25 protein-coding genes are annotated in these 20143 nt (G+C 61.7%); 19 read left to right on the top strand and 6 right to left on the bottom strand.

Annotated features, from left to right (window positions below; genetic code table 11):
- Positions 1–31 precede the first annotated feature (31 nt).
- The 4 genes from ACSSVG_RS03285 (at position 32) to ACSSVG_RS03270 (ending at position 1841) form a co-directional block, all read left to right on the top strand.
- Entirely contained in the window at positions 32–259 is a 228-nt protein-coding gene (locus ACSSVG_RS03285; RefSeq protein ID WP_492417253.1) for a hypothetical protein, read from the top strand.
- A 2-nt stretch (positions 260–261) separates the two neighbouring features.
- Positions 262–783, top strand: coding sequence for a phage tail tube protein (locus ACSSVG_RS03280; protein ID WP_492417251.1), 522 nt, complete (start codon positions 262–264; stop codon positions 781–783).
- A gap of 93 nt (positions 784–876) precedes the next feature.
- A complete protein-coding gene (locus ACSSVG_RS03275; protein ID WP_492417249.1) occupies positions 877–1533 on the top strand; it encodes a hypothetical protein in 657 nt (218 codons plus the stop codon).
- An 89-nt stretch (positions 1534–1622) separates the two neighbouring features.
- Positions 1623–1841: a hypothetical protein gene (locus ACSSVG_RS03270; protein ID WP_492417248.1), complete on the top strand. Its 219-nt coding sequence runs from the start codon at positions 1623–1625 to the stop codon at positions 1839–1841.
- On the opposite strand, the gene ACSSVG_RS03265 is transcribed toward ACSSVG_RS03270, so the two are convergent.
- Entirely contained in the window at positions 1838–2038 is a 201-nt protein-coding gene (locus tag ACSSVG_RS03265) for a hypothetical protein (RefSeq protein WP_492417246.1), read from the bottom strand. The two genes, ACSSVG_RS03270 and ACSSVG_RS03265, sit on opposite strands and share 4 nt — an antisense overlap.
- 43 nt (positions 2039–2081) lie before the next feature.
- Here ACSSVG_RS03265 and ACSSVG_RS03260 point away from each other — a divergent pair, with 43 nt between their 5' ends.
- Genes ACSSVG_RS03260 through ACSSVG_RS03205 form a run of 12 tightly spaced genes read left to right on the top strand, consistent with a single transcriptional unit; the run spans position 2082 to position 13433 of the window.
- Positions 2082–5159 (top strand): phage tail tape measure protein, encoded by a 3078-nt coding sequence (locus ACSSVG_RS03260; RefSeq protein WP_492417244.1) that lies wholly within the window; start codon positions 2082–2084, stop codon positions 5157–5159.
- A gap of 3 nt (positions 5160–5162) precedes the next feature.
- Entirely contained in the window at positions 5163–5999 is an 837-nt protein-coding gene (locus ACSSVG_RS03255; protein WP_492417243.1) for a hypothetical protein, read from the top strand.
- Positions 6000–6007: 8 nt separating this feature from the next.
- Entirely contained in the window at positions 6008–7303 is a 1296-nt protein-coding gene (locus ACSSVG_RS03250) for a hypothetical protein (RefSeq protein ID WP_492417241.1), read from the top strand.
- A gap of 9 nt (positions 7304–7312) precedes the next feature.
- Positions 7313–8278 carry a hypothetical protein gene (locus tag ACSSVG_RS03245; RefSeq protein WP_492417239.1) on the top strand — a complete coding sequence of 322 codons (966 nt, stop codon included), beginning with the start codon at positions 7313–7315 and terminating at the stop codon, positions 8276–8278.
- On the top strand, positions 8279–8875 hold the full coding sequence (locus ACSSVG_RS03240; RefSeq protein WP_492417237.1) for a hypothetical protein: 597 nt from the start codon (positions 8279–8281) through the stop codon (positions 8873–8875). It begins immediately after the preceding gene.
- Entirely contained in the window at positions 8872–9198 is a 327-nt protein-coding gene (locus ACSSVG_RS03235) for a hypothetical protein (protein ID WP_492417235.1), read from the top strand. Before ACSSVG_RS03240 ends, ACSSVG_RS03235 begins: the two co-directional genes overlap by 4 nt.
- Positions 9173–9415, top strand: a complete 243-nt coding sequence (locus ACSSVG_RS03230) for a DUF7620 family protein (protein ID WP_492417233.1) — start codon at positions 9173–9175, stop codon at positions 9413–9415. The genes ACSSVG_RS03235 and ACSSVG_RS03230 overlap by 26 nt, the downstream gene beginning before the upstream one ends.
- Positions 9412–9816: a putative phage holin gene (locus ACSSVG_RS03225; RefSeq protein ID WP_492417231.1), complete on the top strand. Its 405-nt coding sequence runs from the start codon at positions 9412–9414 to the stop codon at positions 9814–9816. The genes ACSSVG_RS03230 and ACSSVG_RS03225 overlap by 4 nt, the downstream gene beginning before the upstream one ends.
- Positions 9813–10184 carry a hypothetical protein gene (locus tag ACSSVG_RS03220; protein ID WP_492417229.1) on the top strand — a complete coding sequence of 124 codons (372 nt, stop codon included), beginning with the start codon at positions 9813–9815 and terminating at the stop codon, positions 10182–10184. The genes ACSSVG_RS03225 and ACSSVG_RS03220 overlap by 4 nt, the downstream gene beginning before the upstream one ends.
- A gap of 8 nt (positions 10185–10192) precedes the next feature.
- The gene (locus ACSSVG_RS03215) at positions 10193–10999 is read left to right on the top strand and encodes a hypothetical protein (RefSeq protein ID WP_492417227.1); all 807 of its coding nucleotides are present in this window, start codon (positions 10193–10195) and stop codon (positions 10997–10999) included.
- Between the two features lie 3 nt (positions 11000–11002).
- Positions 11003–11353 (top strand): hypothetical protein, encoded by a 351-nt coding sequence (locus ACSSVG_RS03210; RefSeq protein WP_492417225.1) that lies wholly within the window; start codon positions 11003–11005, stop codon positions 11351–11353.
- Positions 11354–11393: 40 nt separating this feature from the next.
- Positions 11394–13433, top strand: a complete 2040-nt coding sequence (locus tag ACSSVG_RS03205) for a hypothetical protein (RefSeq protein ID WP_492417224.1) — start codon at positions 11394–11396, stop codon at positions 13431–13433.
- Here ACSSVG_RS03205 and ACSSVG_RS03200 read toward each other — a convergent pair.
- A complete protein-coding gene (locus tag ACSSVG_RS03200; protein WP_492417222.1) occupies positions 13430–13558 on the bottom strand; it encodes a hypothetical protein in 129 nt (42 codons plus the stop codon). The two genes, ACSSVG_RS03205 and ACSSVG_RS03200, sit on opposite strands and share 4 nt — an antisense overlap.
- A 324-nt stretch (positions 13559–13882) precedes the next feature.
- Positions 13883–14047 carry a hypothetical protein gene (locus ACSSVG_RS03195; RefSeq protein ID WP_492417220.1) on the bottom strand — a complete coding sequence of 55 codons (165 nt, stop codon included), beginning with the start codon at positions 14045–14047 and terminating at the stop codon, positions 13883–13885.
- A gap of 58 nt (positions 14048–14105) precedes the next feature.
- Between ACSSVG_RS03195 and ACSSVG_RS03190 the strand changes: the two genes are divergently transcribed.
- From ACSSVG_RS03190 to ACSSVG_RS03180, 3 genes are all read left to right on the top strand, one after another.
- The gene (locus ACSSVG_RS03190) at positions 14106–14492 is read left to right on the top strand and encodes a hypothetical protein (RefSeq protein WP_492417218.1); all 387 of its coding nucleotides are present in this window, start codon (positions 14106–14108) and stop codon (positions 14490–14492) included.
- A 453-nt stretch (positions 14493–14945) separates the two neighbouring features.
- Complete coding sequence (locus ACSSVG_RS03185; RefSeq protein ID WP_231342432.1) at positions 14946–16301, top strand: ABC transporter substrate-binding protein; 1356 nt, start codon at positions 14946–14948, stop codon at positions 16299–16301.
- A gap of 111 nt (positions 16302–16412) precedes the next feature.
- A complete protein-coding gene (locus ACSSVG_RS03180; RefSeq protein WP_492417216.1) occupies positions 16413–17351 on the top strand; it encodes a lipid kinase in 939 nt (312 codons plus the stop codon).
- Between the two features lie 59 nt (positions 17352–17410).
- Here the strand turns inward: ACSSVG_RS03180 and ACSSVG_RS03175 are convergent, their stop codons facing one another.
- From ACSSVG_RS03175 to ACSSVG_RS03165, 3 genes are read right to left on the bottom strand one after another with little or no spacing between them, the layout of a single operon-like run.
- Complete coding sequence (locus ACSSVG_RS03175; RefSeq protein WP_159698017.1) at positions 17411–18181, bottom strand: ABC transporter ATP-binding protein; 771 nt, start codon at positions 18179–18181, stop codon at positions 17411–17413.
- Positions 18178–19170: an ABC transporter ATP-binding protein gene (locus tag ACSSVG_RS03170; RefSeq protein ID WP_231342103.1), complete on the bottom strand. Its 993-nt coding sequence runs from the start codon at positions 19168–19170 to the stop codon at positions 18178–18180. The genes ACSSVG_RS03175 and ACSSVG_RS03170 overlap by 4 nt, the downstream gene beginning before the upstream one ends.
- Entirely contained in the window at positions 19167–20135 is a 969-nt protein-coding gene (locus ACSSVG_RS03165; protein WP_159698011.1) for a branched-chain amino acid ABC transporter permease, read from the bottom strand. The genes ACSSVG_RS03170 and ACSSVG_RS03165 overlap by 4 nt, the downstream gene beginning before the upstream one ends.
- Between the last annotated feature and the right edge of the window lie 8 nt (positions 20136–20143).

The following is a 20143-nucleotide window of genomic DNA, read 5'->3' as shown; positions in this document are numbered from 1 at the left end:
CTGCGGGGCCACCACCAAATAGGAGGCCATCATGGCAACCCGTAATCAGGTGACTGAGCCCGCCGCAGGCGCGACTGAGACCACCACTGATCCCGCTATCCCGGACGAAGTTCCGGGCCGCACGTACGACCCCCGAAAGCTGGTCTACGTCTACGACACGGAAACGGGCGAGAAGCAGCCCAACCCCGTCCCCGAGACGTGGCTGGACGGACGCTTCCCCCGCCTCGCCGAAGTCCCTTCCAAGAAAGCAGGTAAGTAGCCATGGTTCAGCTCGGCCCTAAGATGCTCACGGATGCGAACCGGCGACTCGCCTGGGTCCCGACCATCCTGAACTACCACGCACCCAAGATCTCGGAGATCACCGCCGGCAAGGACATCTCCTGCCTCATCACCGCGGCTGACTTCGCCCTGGGCGCTACCAGTGACGACTCGATCAACGACCCGGCGTACTGCGCTTCCTCCAACTCGACGGCCCCGGGCCGGACGAACTACGAGGCAGCCATGAACTTCTTCCGGTTCAAGAACGCCATCGATGACACCGCCTGGACCACGTTCACTGGCAAGAACATTGGCGGCTTCCTCGTCGAACGCATCGGACAGATCGACGACGGCCAGAAGGCCCACGAAGTTGCGTGGACGGCAGCCGACGAGGTCCGCGTATTCCAGGTCCTCACCAACACCCCGCAGGTCTTGGCACCCTCCGGGGCCGGCTACGAGAAGTTCCGCCAAGTCTTCTCCGTGCAGGACCTCGTGGACGAACGCGCAGTAGTCGCAGCGTCCTAACAATCAGCCGGCCGGAGGGTTTTCCAAGGTTCCCTCCGGCCGGCGCACCACCCAAACCTTGACCCACCCACTTGAAAAACCTTGGAGGTTTTCATGACTGACAAATCCCTGAACCTTGACGACTGGCTCGACGGCGCAAAGCGTACCGAACGCTCTGTCACCCTCTACGCCCGCAACGACCTCCTCGCCGACATCGACGAGCTCGAAGCCAAGCTCCGGCAGATCGAGGAAGTCCCCTTCGAAGATCGCAGCATGGGCGAGTCCGCGCCAGGTAAGGACTTGCAAGACAAGATCGACGACCTCTACGTCGAACTGGACCAGTCCAAGATGGTGTTCCGCGTCAGCTTCCTCGACGACGAAGAGCTTGAAGAAATCACGGAGCAGGTCAAGAAGGACATCAAAGAGGACATCGACAAGGCTGCCTCCGCCGCACGTGCCGAGGCCCGGGAGAAGTGCAAGCGTCTCGAAATCAGCGCAGTCAATGACATCAACTCGATGGTCCGGACGATGGCCAATACGGCAGCTGACGAAGTTATCCGGAAGGAAGCGGACCTTCGCACCATCACCAAGGCTGTAGTGTCTCCGCAGCTCACGCTCATCCAGGCCCGCAAGCTGGCCAAGACCGTTGGTGAAGCGCAGATGGGCCTGCTCAAGCAGGCGTACAGTCGTGCCGCTGTGGAAGCTCCCAAGGTGGCAGTCCCAAAATCGTCGAAGCCCTCGCCGACCGACGATGGAGCCATGTCCTCCTAGAAGCCCGAACCGCCCGCGAATGGAAAGTCCCGCAGACCGTCCTTCGCGGGCGCAAGGATGACGGCACCTGGACGGACAGGGACCGCATCATGGCCCTGGCACTCACAGCCTATGAAGAGGGCCTATGCCCGGGATGTGGGCTGCACCATTCAGTGGTCCGAGGGGACCATAACGTTGGCCGGCACGAAGCCGACGATCAGGTCATCTGCCATGGCTGTGCACCGCTGGAGTCCAAGAGGGAAGACAAGACGAGGCAAACCTTCCCAGGGCAGAAGATCACCCTGCGTGAAACCGAGGGCTGGGCCTAGCGGCTACTCCCGCGTTTCACGTAGCCAAGGATCGCTAGCAACAAGCCAACTACGACCATGCCGAAGGTGAGTACCGGGTTCCCGGTGCCGCCCGAGGCTACGGCCAGCACGAAAAGCACGATGCCCAACACAGCAAGGATCACCCCTCCCCGGATCAGCATGAAACCGGGCTGGGCGTGGTTCTTCTGTTCGCTCATGCCCTGATCTAACCACAACTGAATATTGCCTCTGGAGGTTACCGTGGCTGAGCGCAGCGTCGTTGTTCGGGTCAAAGCCGAAATCGCCGACTTCCGGAAGCAGATGCAGGAAGCTGCCCGCGCAACTGACGACGTCGGCAAGAAGGCCCAGGAAACCGCAAAGCGCTCAGGCACTGCCCTGGGCCAAATGGTCCAGTCCGCTTCCCGGCATGAGGAAGCTTGGCGCTCTACGGGCAACACCCTCCTCGGTGTTGGCGCTGCCATCTCTGTCGGCGTCGGGCTGGCCATCAAGTCCTACATGGCGTTCGACAAATCAATGTCCGAGGTCCGTGCCGCCACGCACGCCTCTGCTGGGGACATGGAGCTGCTCCGCGCCGCAGCCATCAAGGCCGGAGCTGACACTGCGTACTCCGCGAAAGAAGCCGCAGACGGCATCACAGAACTGGCCAAGGCCGGCGTCTCCACCAAGGACATCCTCGGCGGCGGCCTGAAAGGCGCGCTTTCGTTGGCAGCGGCCGGCGGAATGGAAGTGGCTGACGCAGCCGAGCTGGCCGCCACGGCCATGAAGCAGTTCAAGCTGACCGGCGACCAGCTGCCGCACGTCGCTGACCTCCTCGCAGCTGGTGCAGGCAAAGCCCAAGGATCCGTTGAGGACCTCGGCAACGCACTCAAGCAGGGCGGTCTCATCGCTTCCCAGACAGGCCTGTCCATCGAGGAAACCACCGGTGGTCTTGCTGCTTTCGCAGCCTCGGGCCTGCTTGGCTCCGATGCTGGCACCAGCTTCAAGACCATGCTTCAAGCGCTCACGCCGAACTCGGCTGCCGCTGCCAGCAAGATGAACGAACTTGGGATCTCGGCGTTCGATGCCCAGGGCGAGTTCATCGGGCTGTCCGCCTTTGCGGGCAACCTCAAAGACTCCATGAAGGACCTCACCCCAGAGGCCCGCTCCGCTGCCATGGAAATCATCTTCGGCTCTGACGCTGTCCGTGCCGCAAACGTTCTCTACGAAGAGGGCGCAGCTGGCATCTCCAAGTGGACCAAGGAAGTCAACGAGGCTGGGTACGCGGCCATTACCGCGGCCATGAAACAGGACAACCTCGCGGGCGACCTAGAGAAGGTGGGCGGCTCGCTTGACTCTGTCTTCCTGAAGTCAGGTTCCGGAGCCAACGAGGTCCTCCGTGACCTCGCCCAGGGCGCGGACAAGCTCATTGACTCCATCGGGCAAATCCCGGGCCCAGTACTTCAGGCCACGCTTGGTGTCGCTGCCTTGGCTGGTGGTGGTGCGCTGCTGGCTGGCTCCTTCCTGACATTGTTCCCGCGGTTCATCGAAGCAAGGCGGCACCTCAACGAGCTGGCAGTTTCCTCGCCACGCGCCGCTGCCGGGCTCACGAAGCTGGGCAAGGCAGCAACTGTCGCTGGTGTAGCGATGGCTGCCCTGCAAGTGGCCGGCACTCTCGCCAACGGCGCAGCTGGGGCAGGCCCTTCCTTTGAGCAGATGGCCAACCAGATCCTCAAAGCCTCCAAGGCAGGGGACCAGTTCGGGGCCACATTCGATAAGGACTTCCTCACGAACGTCGGCGACATCGGAAGCCTGAAGGACCTCTTCAAAGCCTCCGACCAGGACGACTTCGCTGGGTTCCTGAACAACACGGCAAAGGCACTTACCGGCTACGAATCCACCGTTCACCGGGCCACGAACGCGCTGGGCCAAGCTGACCAGGTGTTGGCGGCCATGGCGAAGAACGGCAACACCACTGCCGCAGCGGACAACTTCAAGGAGTTCGCCAAGGCATCGGAGGAAGCCGGCCTTTCGCAGAAGAAACTGTTCGATCGGTTCCCCTCCTACCGGGACTCGCTCCTCGAGCAAGCCCGCGCAGTCGGAGTGAACCTCGATGAGCAGGAACTCTACGACTTCGCCCTGGGGAAGATCCCGCCACGGCTGGCTGCAGCGCAGTCCTCCCAAGAGGGGCAGGCAAAAGCTGCCGAGTTCCAGGCGAAGGCCACGCAGGAAGCCACGGAACGGCTCGCAGACATGGGGCTGTCAGCGGACGGCGTGGTTGTTTCGCTGTCCAAGCTGCTGGACTCCATGTTCGCAGCTGGTCTCGCAACAATGTCAGCCCGGGACGCGGAGTCCGCGTACCAGGAAACCTTGGACGGACTGAAGGTAAAGATTGACGAGGTCAAGGCCTCTCAGTCAGCCGGCAACGTGGTCTGGGACGAAGCTAAGGGTTCCTTCGATCTGACCAGCGAGGCTGGTCGAGCGGCGAATAGTGTGTTCGGCGAGCTTCAGCAGAAAGCCATTGCTACTACTCAAGCTATGGCTAATGCCGGGGCGACCCAGCCCGAACTTCAGGCCAAGCTCGGAGACACCTATACGTCTCTCTACGACACAGCAAGGGCCTTCGGAGCTTCGAAGGAAAAGGCTGACGACCTCGCGCGGTCCGCTTTGAACATCCCGAAGAACGTGCCAATCGAGACTGCTATCCAGAACTACGCAGATTCGATGGCGAAGCTCAACGGAGTCAAGAGCGCGGCTGATGCGCTCAACGGCAAGGTGTCAACGGTCACGATCAACACGATTGAGCGGATCCAGCGGAACTACGAGTCGAATATCAATCCTGGCGCGGTGCCTAACGGCGGTCCGCAGCAGGTTCTGGGTCAAGCTACGGGCGGCCGGATTAGTGACCTCCCTGGTTTCAAGTCCGGTGGACGTATCCCATTTCCCCGACCTGCTGACATGTCGAAGGACAACGTGCTTGGTCTTGTGAACGGGAAGCCGGTTGGGCTGCAAGGCCAAGAGTGGATCATCAACGGCAGGCAATCTGACCGCAATGACCACTGGCTCCGCGCCGTCAACGACGGGTTGAATCTGGATGACGTCTTCAGCGCGTATCAGGCGCCGTCCAAGTCCTTGGCATCCGGTTACGGATCCGCGATGGGTTACGGCGGTTACCGGGAGCAGTCCGCGTCGATGGCCAGCGTAAACGTGGACCTCCCGGCGGTCTACGTGCAGAACCCGTTCACGGGCCAGTACCTGCTTGCTCAGGTCAGCACCGTAGCCCAGGGCGTGGTGTCCGCCGCGGATTCCAACTCCCAATACAACCGCAACGGAAGGCGGTAACCCATGGTTGCTGTGACAGCCGAGATGCTCCCTCCAGGGCCTGGCCCGAAGGCGGGCATAACCATCACGGGTCTGGGTGTCGGCAACTCACTGGTGAACGTGTGGCGCACCGCGGACGAGGAACGCAACCCCGTCCGCGGTGCCCGCCGAATCACCATGAATGACGCCGGATTCGTCACCGACTGGGACGTACCAACGAACCGGCGCGTGGTCTACGAGGTGGAAGTCCTGTCCGGGCCCGGTGGGTCAAGCAGAAAGACTGCGGCCGCCATCAACATTGCCTCTGATACCAGTTGGCTGATGGACCCCTTCATCCCGCAGGGCGCAGTGCCCGTGATCGGGAAGCGAACCAGCAAGGGTGACATCGTGCTCCGCGGCCCTGCGCTCAGCGCGCTTGAACACAGCGCGGACATCTCAATGTTCAACGTCATGGGCAACAGGAAGCCCATCGCTCTGTTCGGTGATCGCATGGCCGAAAAGGGCGTCGACCTTTCCATGGGCACGCGCTCAGCTGAGGAAAGCAAACGCCTGAAGGACCTACTCACCTCAACGTCCGGCTTCCTGTTCAGGCCCGGACCGGACCTCGACGGCGTCCTACTCAAAGGCGCCATGTTCCTCGCCGTCCCCTCCGTGGTTCAGATCCCCGTGGACGTCGGCTGGGGCGGCGAAATGACCTGGTGGGAATTCAAGGGTGACACCGTCGCCGCGCCCACCGTGAAGGTCCTGACAGCCACCTGGACCTACGGCGACGTGCAGCTGCTGGTGGAAACGTACCAGCAGAAGCAGGACGCCATGGCCGGCAAAACGTACCTCGACGACCTCAAGAACCCGCTCGGCTAGGAGTCACATTGCGTCTCATCGATCAGGACACGTTGGACGCACTCGAAGGCTCCCGCCCGGCGGACAACCTCACCGTGTGGGCATGGCGCGGCGGGCAGCTCGTCGTCCCGGAACCGCTCAACGTCAAGAACTGGTCCACGGACGACGAGGCAGGGGAGAACGTCAAAGTAGCCCAGAAGATAGGCATGACCGTCTCCGATCCTGACGGAACGCTCGGCGCCTGGCGTTTCGACGACCCCCTCGGCGTGGGCGGCACCCGCTTGCAGATCATCTACAACGTGGGCGGCGCCGGCGCCGTGAACTACGGCTGGTTCCGTATCACCGGGAACGTGCCCACCGAGTACCGCGAATCTCGGATCATCAATGAGTACGGCTACATCGAACCGGACGGCAGCCTGCCCCCGCACAAGAAACGTGTCTGGATCACCACAGCAGCGGTATCCCTCACCGCGGTAGACATCACATCCGACGTGGACCGCGACCGGCTTCAAGCACCCCAATCCCCAGGGGCCGGCGCCACAGTCATCTCCGAATGGAAGCGACTCACCAGCCGATACTTCCCCACAGTGGTGGATCCCGGCGTAACGGACACCGGATTGTCCCGGCAGCTCGTCTACGAAAAGGAACGCCTCGAAGCCGGCCAAGACCTGCTCAGCAGAGTTTCGGCACGCTACCGGATGGGCGGCGACGGCGAAGCGCACATCTATCCGCAACGCGGGCCCGTAGTGCTACGCATCGAACCCAACCAGGGACTCATCAACGTTTCCCGCAGCCAGTCAATCGACGGGCTCTATAACCGCTGGGTAGTCGAAGGAAAGAACGAAGCGACCGGCGACCCGATCTTCGGCGTCAAGGATATTGAAAACGGGCCGCTGCGCTACGGCGGAGACCACGGCCAAGTGCCGTTCTTTTACTCCTCCGAAATGATCACCACCGTCGCGCAGGCCACCACCTACGCGGAGAAGCTCCGCGATGAGTTCCTGGGCAACCTCGCCGTCGAGCTGAGCGCCGAAATCATCCCGCACCCGGAACTCCAAGCCGGTGACCGCGTCGAAATCGGATGCCCAGTACCGGCCGGCCACGTGGTCTACCTACCCGGAGACATCACTTCCATCAACAGGGCGGGCAGCCCCATCCCGGGCAACACCACCCTCACGGTGAGCTGCTCCTACACGGACGTCCTCGCCGCACTGGACCGGACCGAGTGGGCGCAGCACATCACCAACGAGATGCCGGAACTCACATGGGACCTGATGCCCGCCTCATGGGGCCAGCTCCCACCCGTACTTTGGTCCGAACTCTAGGAGGCCCGCATGCTTGCCCTGGTCAAAACCAAGGAAGCAATCCCCGCCGGCGGCACCACCCGCGAATACGGAACCGCCTACTTCGACGGCACGGAATGGTGGGCCAACGTGCGAGGCGGCATGCTCATGGCCCGCTGGAACAAAAACGTTCAGCCGGTACAGGGCGGCAAGATCGTCGTGGACATTACCAGCGACGGCAGGGGACTGGCCACCGCCCTCGTTGTCTGTGAGTACGACGACCAGCCGGCACCCTCCACAGGGTCCGTGCTTGCCGTCGGCGCGGACGAGATTATCTTCACGGGCGATGACGGCGGAACCTACACCACGAAGTCATTCCTCGGGCCGGTCACCGACTACGCACCAGGGAACCCGGTGAAGCTGTCCTGGGCATCGAACCAGCCCACCATCCTCGGGGTCATCGCAGCCATCAACGCCCCGCCCGCTCAGCCTCCGCTCCCACCACCTGCCGCACCAGACGTCATCCAGACGGGCCAGGAAACACTCATCGCCACCGCCACGGACACGTACGGCGTCGGAGGCTGGGGCCGGTGGGCCGGATCCCAGAACGGCGGCGAGCAGCTCTATAGCGGTTCGATGGCTGGCCAAGTACTGACAGGCAGTTGGTTCTACGGACCACCCAGACCAGCGCTCGCAGGGAAGACCATCACCCGGGTGCAGTTCCGTGTACCAGCCCGCCTCAGCAACGTCGGCAACTACAACTCCGCGGCCACCATGCACGTCTACGCGCACACTAGCCAGTACCGCCCAGGCGGCGACGTCGGGCGCTCCGTAGGTCCCATCGACGTGGTCCTTGCCGCGGGCCAAGTGCCGGCGTGGATTGACCTGCCCACCAGCGTCGGTCCGGTCATCGCAGCAGGCGGCGGCATCTCCATAGCGGGTGACCCGTACATCGGGCTCAACGGCAGACGCAAAGACCCCGAATCCGGAAAGCTCCTCATGGATTGGAAAATCTAAATGACGCAGACACTGAAAAACAAGATCGTCGTACCCACGAACGGCGACGAATACAACCTCGCTGCAGACCTTGCCACCGCTTTCCTCGGGGCCAACGTCGTCATACCGATCGCATCCAACGCTGCACGGACAGCCCTTCAAGCGCTGGGCGTCATGGTGGGCCAGTGCATCATCCGGACAGACCTTCCCGGCCAGCCCATCGAGACATGGAACGGCACCAAGTGGCTGGACTACGCCAGCGGCAACATCGCCCTCGGTGGTTTGTACCAGGCGTTCGGAGCCGGATACGGAACTCCGGGCTACGAGAAGCTCCCAACAGGCAGGGCGACCCTGCTGGGCATGGTGGGCACCACTGGCTCAACGATCACCATGACCGCCAACACCGCGTACCTGCTGGGCACCATCCCCTCGGCTATCGCGCCGGCCGCCGACGAGCTGTACAACCCGGGCACCAGCTCAGCCATGGGTAACAAGTGCACCCTCTACGTCCGGTCCAACGGCAACATCCACTTCGAAACCGCGACCGGGTTCACGAGCATCTCCCAGGGTGCGTTCTTCATCGGCCTCGGCGGAATCAACTGGAGGTCCAAGCCGTGATCGACGGAATACCCGCATGGGTAGGACTGGCATCGCCCCTGGGAGCCACCATCGCCGTCTTCTATCTGGTGTTCACTGGACGCCTTTGGGTGCGAGCGGCCCACGAAGATGTCGTCCGAGTACTCGAAGCGCAGATCCTCGCCCTCACCACTGACTGCAACAACTGGCGTTCAGCTGCCACCCTCGCCAACCAAACCAACAGCGAGCTCGCCAAGACCAACGGCGACCTCATCGAGACTGCCAAGTTCTCAGCGCACGTAATGACTGCCATCCAGGACAACGCGGCTGGAGGTGCCCATGCTGTTCCGGAAACTGCGAACTAAAGCCAACGAACGCCGGCGCCTGCCGAGCCTTCCACCGGTAGACCACAGCCTTGCTGAAGCCGCAATCAATCAAGCGGTGGACGTCCATCGCGCGGCGCAAGAGCAGCGAGCCGAGGCGGCGCAAGTCGTGTCCGAACTCAAGAGAGTCAATCTGCGCAACGGCTTCGCTCCGGCGATCGCGGCGTCTGTCACACAACGATACGGAGGCGCCCGGTGAGGGCTATCTACACGGGACTTCTGGCCACAACTGCATTCATCATCCTGGTGTTTGTCTTCTGGGGGAGCGGACTGAAGGCAATCAATATTGGCTATCTGGCCGCCTCAGTGTGTATCGCCCTGCCGGTGATCTATTGGGTCACGGCGCCTGACTGGTGGAGATCCCGCACCGGGCGGGCGCTGATGATGCTACTCGGCAGCCTCGCAGCCCTCTTCATCCTCATCATGACCAGCAGCCTGTTTGGCGCATACGAGTACCGCGAGTTGGTCCGCGCCTTCATCTACGGTGCGGTGCTGGTCTCCAGTGTCCGAGTCGCTGTCCTCTTCTTCCAGCTCAGGCTGGGCGCGGATTGGGCAGCAGACAAAAGGAAACCCACCGAAGCAACTAAGGAGCATCCATGAAACGCCTCGCAATCCTCGCCGTAGCTGCCGTCATCATGTTCATGACGGCAGCCGCCGGCCATGCTCACAACCCACCCGGGTACGTGCCGCCGCCTGACCCGCCCTACCACGAGGTCATTGTCACCCCGGAGACTCCCTGGTACGCGTACCCGGAATGCGGCGAAGAGCTGGACCTCGTCCGCCCATGGGACACCGCCCAAGTCACCTACGACGAGTTCTACCTCTACGGCACCCACTACAAGGTCACCGCGACGCTGACCAGCCCCACCACCACAGAGTTCGTCCGGCCACTCCCGGCCGGTTGGAAGCTGAATCCCGCGGCTCCGTGGCTTGCGGAGTTCATCGTGCCCCTCACACAACCCTGCTAGGAGCCGGCATGACAGCACAGTTGATTACACCCAATCCGAACATCCCCTGCAGGCCGGGCTGGTGCTTGCAGTATGTGCGCGAGACTTTCGGGATCGAGCCGGGCCTATATCCCACGGCCACCACAGGGTGGAACGGGGCGAAGAGAAAGTACCGCGACCGCAACTTCCCTGTTGGGGTCTGGCATCCAGTGTGGTTCAGCCTCAGGAACGTTCCCGCCGGCCACGTGGCCCTCCGCGCTCCCTGGGGCGCGGTCTACTCCACCAGCGATGACTCCAAGGTCCCGCACCTCCACCCGGACCTTGATGACCTCCTCAACTACTACAACCGCTACGGACAACCGATCACGTATCTCGGCTGGTCAGCGGACATTGAAGGTATCTCCGTAATCTCCGGCGAAACCATCAACCTCTCAAGCTCCAACCCAACCTCAGAAGGAGACCTCGACATGACCGGCGCTCAGCAAGTAACCGAATACGTCCAAGACATCGCCTACGACGGCTGGACCGACAAAGACGGCAAACCGCACCCCGGCTTCATGCTCGTCATCGAAGAGAACCAGCGGCGTCTGGACGGCATTACCAAGCTCCTGCTCCCCGGAGAGGGCGGCGAACGCGTCGCCGGCGTCATTCCCCAGATGATCGCAACACAGCAGGGAACACTGAACGCCATCCTGTCCGCGATCACGAACATCGGCGCAGGCGAACCCATCGACGTGAAGGCCATGGAGGAAGCCGCTGAGCGTGGCGCCAGCAAGGCCTTGGCCCAGCTCGAAGCCGTCGCCACAACCACCGTCACACTCAGCCAGGAAGGCTAACCCATGGAAGCTCTTGACCCCGTAGCGATCAAGGCGCTCGCAGCCCTCGGCCCCGTTGTCCTGTGGCTCATGGCAGTTGGCTTCTTCAGTCCGCTGGTTATCGCCTTGATCCAGCAGAGCAGGTGGTCAGCGCGACGGCAGTCCGTCGTGGCGTTCCTCTTCTACGTCGCGGTGGCCGCGGTGACTGCCTACCTCATGGGCATCTTCACAACGGCAGGAATTGTCGTCGCCGTCCTGGTCATCTTCATCACGGCAGGGAATAGCTACAAGCTGCTGTGGAAACCCACCGGCGTCGCGCCAGCCATCCAGGCCGCAACTCCGATAGGCGACAAACAGGGCAAACACGAAGCCTGACAACACGTTCCCCAGACTCACAACTGAATAGGAGGCCCTTGTGGCTGTAGAAGAGACGCCGTTGGGCTTCAAAGTTCCCGACGGCGACGACCCCGTACGGAACGGGGACAACCTCATCGCCGATAACGCGCTGGTGGCACAGGGCCTTCACCAGGAAGAACGCGCGCGACTGGTCACCCTTGAATCCCTCGCCGGGTTCGAGGGTGACCCTCTAGACCTCAACGACTCCGCCGTGGCCCAGGCCATCGCTGACGGGCCCGAATCATCGGGCGTGATAAACGATCTGCTGGGGCTCAAGGTAACGCCTCTTGTTGCTGCAGCAATTGCAGAGGACCCAACTGTCTCCCAGGCAGCTGCGAACCTCGCCCAGTCAACTGCGGGACTCCTGAAGGTCATGCCGGCCCTGACCGCCGGAGCAAACCTCAATACCCTAACGGTGCCGGGTATCTACCCTGTCCCGACTGGAACCATTGCCGCGTCACTCGTGGGCGGTCCTCCAGGGTTTGTAAACCCAGGCAACGTCACCGTCGTGCCGTCCTCGACTGCTAACGGAGTTCTCCAACAGAACGTCAACATGTACTGGACTGGAGGGCTAAGCCGATCCTTCACTCGACAGTCTGTTTCCAACGTCTACCCGTCATCGTGGGAGACTGCCAAGATGCTGATGGGCACTGTTCCCAACGGCACGAACTGGCACACGGTAGTAACTCCGGGTATTTACACTCTGGACTCAATCACGAACGCCGCGACTCACACGAACCTTCCGCCTACGCCGGGCGGGTTCGCGGGGCATATCGAGGTCTTGCCAGCAACAGCCTCTCGCGTGACTCTTCGAGCTACTGAGTGGGGCACTGCAACCGCTGGCACTCAATGGGTGCAGCCACAGAATCTTGACGGGTCGTGGCCTGCATGGAAGATCGAAGCTGGCCGGGCAATACAGCTGACAGCAACTTCCACCCTGGACACTCTGTTAGCCTCCGGGGAGTACAAGGCGGAAACGTCGCCGGTCGTGACCGGAGTGACGGGGAAGCCCAACGGAACCACCCAGCCTTTCCACGTTCGCGTCACACAGCTCTCGGCGGTCAACGGAATCTCCGAGCAGGAAGTGACTGAGTGGTCTGCGACCGGCCCGAAGATTTCCCGAAGGATGTCCCTCTCAAACGTCTACCCGGCGTCGTGGGTCACTGACAGTGGTTCGCTCACCGAACCAAGCCGCACAGTCTCAACGGCCCTGGGCGACTCCGTGGTGGAGGGTGGTGACATCAATGGACCTTGGGCGCCAGGCCAGGACTGGCCCACGAAGATGGGCGTCGAGCTGGGTATCACGGTCCGGAACTACGGCCGTTCGGGTGACACGACTGATGAGATGATGATTCGAATCGGAGCGCACCAGCCTTACTTTGCGGTGGCTGGCAACCAGATCCCAGCGAGTGGCACTGTCGCTTTGACCACCGCACAGGTGTTCGACTTTGCTACAACGAATGCTTGGCCCGGGACCCTGGCTGGCGTTTCCGGGACGCTTACGTGGACCGTTGGGAACACGTGGTCATTCACTCGTTCAACATCAGGTACGGCTGTTGCCGTCTCTGGCCGGGCGAGATTCACTGGAGCGCAGACTGACTGTGCCGGCGACACCCTGACAGTCCTTGTGGGCCGCAATGACCTCACGTTCGGCGGCACCGGAATGGAACAAACAAAGCCGGACCACATTGTGGCGAACATTTCCAGGATCCTTGAATGGGCAACACCGCGATTCAAGAACGTCTGCCTTGCCGGTGTCACCGCGACCACGACAGAAACGAACGGAACCCCTGGGCTTCAGGCGGTAAAGGAGGTCAATGACAGGCTGCGGGCGATGTACCCGGGGAAGTTCGCGGACCTCTACCGTTATCTTTCCACGACTGCACTGGCAGAAGCTGGGTTCACGCCTACGCCTGCTGATACGGCCGCGATGAATGATGGGCGCATCCCGCCGCAGCTCTATTCAGCGAACGACACAACTCACTTCCGTCCGGAAGTGGCGGCTGTAATGGCGCTATTCTTCGCACGCTACCATCGTGGCAAGGGGTGGGCGAACTAGTTCCCTGCCGGAAATTCATAAGCGCGAACGTTGAGCTCGTCGGGATCCATCGGCCCGATGAGAAACATTGCTTCGGCTTCAACGTCGGCGCGCTCTTGTTCGGTGGTGTTGTGTGGGGTTCCCATGCGCGCAATCGTACCAACAAAAGGAACCCCCACCCTAGATCGGGTGGGGGTTCCTTTTGTTGTGTGCATCAATTAGTGAGTGCGCAAGGCTGACTGCTCATCCGGATAAAGTCGGTTGTTCCAAAGCGTCCACGTCCCGTCGTCTTGACGGTAGAAGTGGGCGGAACTGCCAGCCTCACTCTGAACAGAAGCAATGTGCTTCAAGACCGCCTCGTCGAAAGTTTCAGCGGGGATTGGTTCCTGGTTGAGCTGCAACGCGGTCCCCTCGTCACCAGATCCATGTTGGCCCTCGGCCCAAATATCCCAAGTAGGCATAGCTGTCTGTCAGCCCCAGACTGCCACGGCTTTTTCGCCATCAGATGCTACGTGCTGGCCTGCGTGGCCAGTGTCGAGCACACAGGCTGCAAGCCACGGACCGTTCTGGTGCGTGCCGTCACAGTCCCCCACATGTGCGGGGTCAAGAGGGAATGGGTCGCCTGCTTTGATCATGGTTGTCTCCTGATAATTCGCGTCTGGGTCATGCCCATTGTGTTGGCATCATGGAGGGATGAGCAACTACGACGCCGAGAAATACGAGGCCCAAGCGCTGGCCGGCGACTGGCGCGCAGCGTCCACGGTCCTTTCCCGATCGATTGTGAAGCCGGAAGTCCTGGCTGCACTTATGACACCCAACGCTCACCGCGAAGTCATCCTCGGAATCATGGGCCGACCCGACGTCACTGTTGAGCAGCTGGCATGGGCGGCGTCGTGCGGTGACGCTCACGCTCTCGGGAGGATTGTCTCGAACCCTAAGGCGCCCACCTCCTTGGTTCGCGAGATTCGGGAGCGTGCGTCCGCCGGGGACAGTGAAGTCTGGGAGCATTTGCGGGACTATGCAGACAGGGTTTTAGAGCGGACCAATCGCGAGTCCGGGCTCCATCAAGGACTGCTCTAATCCGTACGGATGTTGACTGCTTTACAAACCTACTTCCACGCCCATCACCATAGGCTGGTTTGGTTGCCATCTTGGTTGCCATTAGCAAAAATGCGGACGCACCTCACCGCACATCAGCGCATCCGGATTCCGCGTGATTCCGGGACATTTGCACCTACCCGCACCCACGCGCACGCCCCACACTGAGACTTAAAATCCGCGTGTTGTGGGTTCGAGTCCCACCTGGGGCACGGACGGCAGGTGAGAGCTTATTCTCCCTTCCGCTGTGTGTGTGTCATCTTCCGCGCAAATTCCCAGCTGGCTCGTAGATTCCCCACAGGCAACGAGTGTTATAGGGATGTGACCTGAATCACTTATGTTCGCCGCCCAATTGCATTAGTTTGAGTCTTAATCAGGAACACCTGAGTAATCGCATCAAAGGCAGTTCGCACCTTTCGATCGAGGAGACAACGAATGTTTGATCTTTCCCCAGCGGCGCCCCGAGCCGCCAAGCTAACCGCGCTTGGCATTGGGGTCGCTCTCTTGGCCACAGCTTGTGGTGGGTCTTCGACTCCTACCCAGACTGGGTCTTCTTCCGCCGCCGCAGCAGGCATCTCCTGCCCGGCACCGAGCGGCGGGGCGGGAGCCGGCAACAGCCAGGCTGCCACCACCACGGGACCAGTACCTCCCTCGACCACCACCACTGACGCACCGCTGAAACTTGGATCGCTCCTGCCGACGACGGGGTCGCTGGCGTTCCTCGGCCCGCCCGAAATTGCCGGTGTCAACCTCGGCATCAAGGAAGTCAACGACGCCGGTGGCGTCCTGGGCGCCCCTGTCTCTGTGGTTCACCGCGATTCCGGTGACACCAAGACGGACATTGCCACCCAGTCCACCACGGCCCTCCTGGGCCAGGGCGTGAGCGCTGTCATCGGTGCGGCATCCTCGGGTGTTTCCAAGACGGTCATCAACCAGATCACCGGCGCCGGCGTCATCCACTTCTCGCCCGCCAACACCTCGCCTGACTTCACCACGTGGGACGACAAGGGCCTCTACTGGCGCACTGCACCGTCCGACGTCCTGCAGGGCAAGGTCCTTGGAAACTACATGGCTACCTGTGGTGCCCAGACTGTTGGCATGATCGTTCTGAACGACGCCTACGGCACCGGACTCCAGAAGAACGTCAAGGAAGCCTTCGAGGCTGCCGGCGGCAAGGTAGTTGCTGAAGAACTCTTCAACGAGGGTGACTCCCAGTTCAGCAGCCAGGTGGATAAGGTCCTCGCAGCCAAGCCGGACGCCATCGCCCTGATTACCTTTGACCAGGCCAAGAGCATCGTGCCCCTGATCACCGGCAAGGGTATCAAGCCCACGCAGCTGTTCATGGTTGATGGCAACACCTCGGACTACAGCAAGGACTTCCAGGCCGGCACCATGAAGGGCGCACAGGGAACCATTCCCGGTACGTTCGCCAAGGACGACTTCAAGAAGAAGCTCCTTGCGATTGATCCCGCCCTGAAGGACTACAGCTACGCAGGCGAGTCCTACGATGCCGTGAACCTGATCTCGCTGGCCTCTGAAGCCGCCAAGAGCACCAAGGGTACGGACATCGCAGCCAAGCTGAAGGAAGTCTCTGAAGGCGGCGAGAAGTGCACCAGCTTCGCAGCCTGTGTCACGTTGCTCCGCGAGGGCAAGGACATCGACTACGACGGCCAGTCCGGTCCTGTCACGTTCTCCGACGCCGGTGACCCCACCGAGGCGTACATCGGTATCTACGAATACCAGGACGACAACACCTACAAGCCGGTCCGTGAAGAGTTCGGCAAGCTCTAAGCCGCAGCTGATCTAAACCGCAGTCGGTAACAGGCCCCCTTCCTCACGTGGAAGGGGGCCTGTTCCGGGTTAACGCGGCCATCACACAGGCGGCCGACCTACCATGTCCTCATGAAGCTAACCCGGGAAGCACGCTCCATCGCCGTGGTCATCAACGCCGGTTCACGCAAAGGTTCCACTGCCCAGAAGCTGGTGGCCGAAAGCCTGGCTAAGGCGGAACTCCCGGTCTCCGCTGTGTATGCGGTGCCTGAAGGCGGGGACCTCGGCCGGACCCTGGAACGGGCCGTTAACGAAGGTCACGATCTTGTGGTGGTTGGGGGAGGCGACGGAACTGTTGCCTCCGCGGCAGGACTGGTGGCGGGTAAGGACGTGGTGCTGGGCGTCCTTCCACTGGGCACCGCCAATGACCTGGCCCGGACGCTGGAAATCCCTCCGGACCTGAGCCGGGCATGCGCTGCCCTCGCGGAGGGGAAAGTGGTGGACATCGACCTCGGGCGGGCCAACGGCCGGCCCTTCCTCAACGTGGCTTCAGCCGGCCTGTCCGTGGCAGTCACCCAAGCCCTCAGTCCGCGCCTCAAGCGCCTCATCGGGCCCTTGGCATATGGAGTGGCTACGCTGCGCTCCTTCGCCGGCCACAAGCCCTTCCAGGCCCGCCTTGAATTTCCGGAAGGGGATCACGAACCCGTGGAGCTGGAGAACCTGCTTCAGGTGGCAGTGGGAAACGGAAGGTACTACGGCGGCGGCAACGCGGTCTCTCCGACCGCCGGGATCGACGATCACACCTTGGACATCTATGCGATTCTGGCTGCGCCCCTGCGGCAGCAGGCAAGGATCGCGCGTTCGCTCAAGAACGGCAGATTTGTAGAAAACGAGCAGGTGTACCACCTCACCAGCCGGAGTGTCAGGCTGGTCACCACTCCGCCGCTGCCGGTAAACCTCGACGGCGAGATCGCCACCAGCACACCCACCGACTTCACTGTTGAACGGAATGCGGTGCATGTGGTGGTCCCGCGGAACAGCAGCAGCGCGACGTTTGAGGGACGCGGCTGAAAACACCGAAGGCCTGGTTCCGGTGCGACACCGGAACCAGGCCTTCGGGACTGACGCAGTTAGACCTCGTCGGCCAGGGTGCCCAGGTAGAGCTGAATGACCTTGGGGTCCTTCATGAGCTCACGACCGGTACCCGTGTATGCGTCCTTGCCCTGGTCCAGCACATAGCCGCGGTCGCAGATCTGCAGGCAGCGGCGGGCGTTCTGTTCCACCATGATGACCGAGACGCCGGCACGGTTGATCTCGTGGACCCTGAGGAAGGTCTCGTCCTGTTTGACGGGGGAGAGGCCTGCCGACGGCTCGTCGAGGAGGAGCACGGCCGGATCCATCATGAGCGCCCGGCCCATGGCCACCATCTGGCGTTCACCTCCGGAGAGTGACCCTGCCCGCTGGGCACGCCGTTTTCCCAGCTCCGGGAAAAGGCTGGTGACAAAGTCGAACCGCTCAGAGAAGTCCTTCGGCCGTTGGAACATGCCCATCTGGAGGTTCTCTTCGATGGTCAGCGCAGCGAACACGTTGTTGGTCTGCGGAACGAAGCCGACCCCTTGGGTGACCAGTTTGTTGGCCTTCAAACCCGTGAGGTCCTGCCCTCGGACCACGACGGTGCCGGAGTGGACCTTTACGAGGCCGAACATGGCCTTCAGGAGGGTGGACTTGCCGGCGCCGTTCGGGCCGATGATGCCGATCAACTCACCCTTGCGGGCCTCGATGCTGCATCCATTGAGGATGTTGACGCCGGGAATGTACCCGGCCACGAGGTTGGTGACTTTGACGACCGAATCGCCAGCGGGGGCATCTGCCGAGGCGGGCATTGCGGCTGTGCTGCTCATTTCCCATCCTCCTTCTTGGTTTCGACAATGTCGGAGAGGATGCCGGCGTCTTCAGTACCCACCACCGACTCTTCGTCGGCCTCAAGTTCTGCCTCGAGCACCTTAATGCCCTCTGCGTCGCCGAGGTCCACGTCGTGGTGGGCGCCCAGATAGGCGTCGATGACGGCAGGGTTCTTCATGACTTCGCCCGGAGGGCCTTCAGCCACCACCTTGCCTTCCGCCATGACCACAACCCAGTCAGCGATGTGCCGGACCATGTTCATGTCGTGCTCAACAAAGAGCACTGTCATGCCCTCAGCCTTCAGGTTCTTGATGTGGTCCAGCAGCGACTGCGTCAGCGCGGGGTTCACGCCGGCCATGGGCTCATCGAGCATCACCAGCTTGGGCCGCACCATCAGGGAACGTGCCATTTCCAGCAGCTTTCGCTGTCCACCCGAGAGGGAGGCGGCGTAGTCGTCCTTCTTGGCATCCAGCTTGAACTTCTCCAACAGGATGTTGGCCTGGGCCGTGATTTCCTTCTCGCGGCCTCCCCACATGCCCTTGAACAGGGCCTTGGAGAGCCGTTCACCTGGCTGGTCGGCTGCGCCGAGGCGCATGTTCTCCATGACGGTCAGCTTGCCCATCACCTTGGTCAGCTGGAACGTGCGGACCATGCCCATACGGGCCACTTTGTAGGAGGAAACACCGGCGAGGCTGTTGCCTTCGAACTGCCACTTGCCCGTGTTGGGCGTGTCAAAGCCCGTGAGCAGGTTGAACAGGGTGGTCTTGCCTGCACCGTTGGGGCCGATCAAAGCGGTGATCTTGTGGCGCGGGATCTCGAGGTACTCGACGTCCACTGCGTTGATGCCGCCAAAGGACCGGGTGACGTCCTCTGCCACCACAATGGGATCGCGCTTCTTGCAGCCGGGAGTGTTTTCCCCGACGGCGATGGGCCGCGAATCGGTCATGTAGTCGATATTTTCGGTATTGCGTTCGTTGGTCTCACTCATGCGAAAGCAAGCTCCTTCTTATTGCCGAAGACGCCTTGCGGGCGGAAGATCATCAGGAGCATCAGCGCAACGCCCACCAGGATGTAGCGCAACTGGCCGGCCTGGACGGTGGTCAGCCAGGTGACTGCCCCTGATTCGATAAGGCCGTAGAGCAGGCTCTGGGTCAGCGACAGGACAACCCAGAAGATCATGGCTCCGATGACCGGCCCCAGGACAGTGGCCATGCCACCGAGGAGGAGGCAGGTCCACAGGAAGAACGTCAGTTCCGTGCCGTAGTTGGACGGTTGGACAGCGCCGCGGGGGAGCGTGAAGATCATGCCCGCCAAAGCGCCCAGCACACCACCGATGATCAGTGCCTGCATCTTGTAGGCGTAAACGTTCTTGCCGAGCGAGCGCACGGCGTTCTCGTCTTCGCGGATGCCCTTCAGGACGCGGCCCCAGGGGCTGCGCATCAGAAGCCATACCAGCACACAGCACACGATCACGAGTCCCCAGCCGACCACGCGGATGAAGAAGTCGCGGTTGTTCATGCCCATGTAGGACCCTTCGGGGAAGGGGTTCATGGCATAGAACGTGTTCTCAAACGCTGCCAAACCGTTGGCCGAGCCTGTCACGCTGGTGAGCTGGTTGGTGGTGACCACGTAACGGACAATTTCCGCCGCCGCGATGGTGACGATGGCCAGGTAGTCGGCACGAAGCCGGAGGGTGGGAATACCGAGGATGAAGGCGAAAATCACCGAGCACAGAACCGAGATGATCAATGCGAGGAAGAACGGGGCATCGAAGCTCAGGGTTGAGATGGCGAAACCGTAGGCGCCAACGGCCATGAAGCCGGCCTGGCCGAAGTTCAGCAGGCCTGAGTAGCCGAAGTGAACCGCGAGGCCCAAAGCGGCAAGTGCGTACGCCGCCGTCGTCGGGCTGAACAATTCGCCAAGGGCGCTGGAGAAAATGAATCCGAAGTCCATGGCCCGCT

It is taken from the genome of Paenarthrobacter sp. E2MeOHC11 (assembly GCF_058744955.1).
Note: the sequence above shows the minus strand (reverse complement) of the source record. Positions and strands in the feature narration are given on the sequence as shown.

Excerpts from the sequence above, each read along its gene's own strand:
- ACSSVG_RS03275 (WP_492417249.1), top strand. The coding sequence starts at position 877 with ATGACTGACAAATCCCTGAACCTTGACGACTGGCTCGACGGCGCAAAG.
- ACSSVG_RS03190 (WP_492417218.1), top strand. The coding sequence starts at position 14,106 with ATGAGCAACTACGACGCCGAGAAATACGAGGCCCAAGCGCTGGCCGGC.
- ACSSVG_RS03195 (WP_492417220.1), bottom strand. The coding sequence starts at position 14,047 with ATGATCAAAGCAGGCGACCCATTCCCTCTTGACCCCGCACATGTGGGG.
- ACSSVG_RS03285 (WP_492417253.1), top strand. The coding sequence starts at position 32 with ATGGCAACCCGTAATCAGGTGACTGAGCCCGCCGCAGGCGCGACTGAG.
- ACSSVG_RS03240 (WP_492417237.1), top strand. The coding sequence starts at position 8,279 with ATGACGCAGACACTGAAAAACAAGATCGTCGTACCCACGAACGGCGAC.
- ACSSVG_RS03210 (WP_492417225.1), top strand. The coding sequence starts at position 11,003 with ATGGAAGCTCTTGACCCCGTAGCGATCAAGGCGCTCGCAGCCCTCGGC.
- ACSSVG_RS03230 (WP_492417233.1), top strand. The coding sequence starts at position 9,173 with ATGCTGTTCCGGAAACTGCGAACTAAAGCCAACGAACGCCGGCGCCTG.
- ACSSVG_RS03180 (WP_492417216.1), top strand. The coding sequence starts at position 16,413 with ATGAAGCTAACCCGGGAAGCACGCTCCATCGCCGTGGTCATCAACGCC.
- ACSSVG_RS03270 (WP_492417248.1), top strand. The coding sequence starts at position 1,623 with ATGGCCCTGGCACTCACAGCCTATGAAGAGGGCCTATGCCCGGGATGT.
- ACSSVG_RS03200 (WP_492417222.1), bottom strand. The coding sequence starts at position 13,558 with ATGGGAACCCCACACAACACCACCGAACAAGAGCGCGCCGACGTTGAA.
- ACSSVG_RS03165 (WP_159698011.1), bottom strand. The coding sequence starts at position 20,135 with ATGGACTTCGGATTCATTTTCTCCAGCGCCCTTGGCGAATTGTTCAGC.
- ACSSVG_RS03220 (WP_492417229.1), top strand. The coding sequence starts at position 9,813 with ATGAAACGCCTCGCAATCCTCGCCGTAGCTGCCGTCATCATGTTCATG.
- ACSSVG_RS03255 (WP_492417243.1), top strand. The coding sequence starts at position 5,163 with ATGGTTGCTGTGACAGCCGAGATGCTCCCTCCAGGGCCTGGCCCGAAG.
- ACSSVG_RS03265 (WP_492417246.1), bottom strand. The coding sequence starts at position 2,038 with ATGAGCGAACAGAAGAACCACGCCCAGCCCGGTTTCATGCTGATCCGG.
- ACSSVG_RS03280 (WP_492417251.1), top strand. The coding sequence starts at position 262 with ATGGTTCAGCTCGGCCCTAAGATGCTCACGGATGCGAACCGGCGACTC.
- ACSSVG_RS03215 (WP_492417227.1), top strand. The coding sequence starts at position 10,193 with ATGACAGCACAGTTGATTACACCCAATCCGAACATCCCCTGCAGGCCG.
- ACSSVG_RS03185 (WP_231342432.1), top strand. The coding sequence starts at position 14,946 with ATGTTTGATCTTTCCCCAGCGGCGCCCCGAGCCGCCAAGCTAACCGCG.
- ACSSVG_RS03245 (WP_492417239.1), top strand. The coding sequence starts at position 7,313 with ATGCTTGCCCTGGTCAAAACCAAGGAAGCAATCCCCGCCGGCGGCACC.
- ACSSVG_RS03170 (WP_231342103.1), bottom strand. The coding sequence starts at position 19,170 with ATGAGTGAGACCAACGAACGCAATACCGAAAATATCGACTACATGACC.
- ACSSVG_RS03175 (WP_159698017.1), bottom strand. The coding sequence starts at position 18,181 with ATGAGCAGCACAGCCGCAATGCCCGCCTCGGCAGATGCCCCCGCTGGC.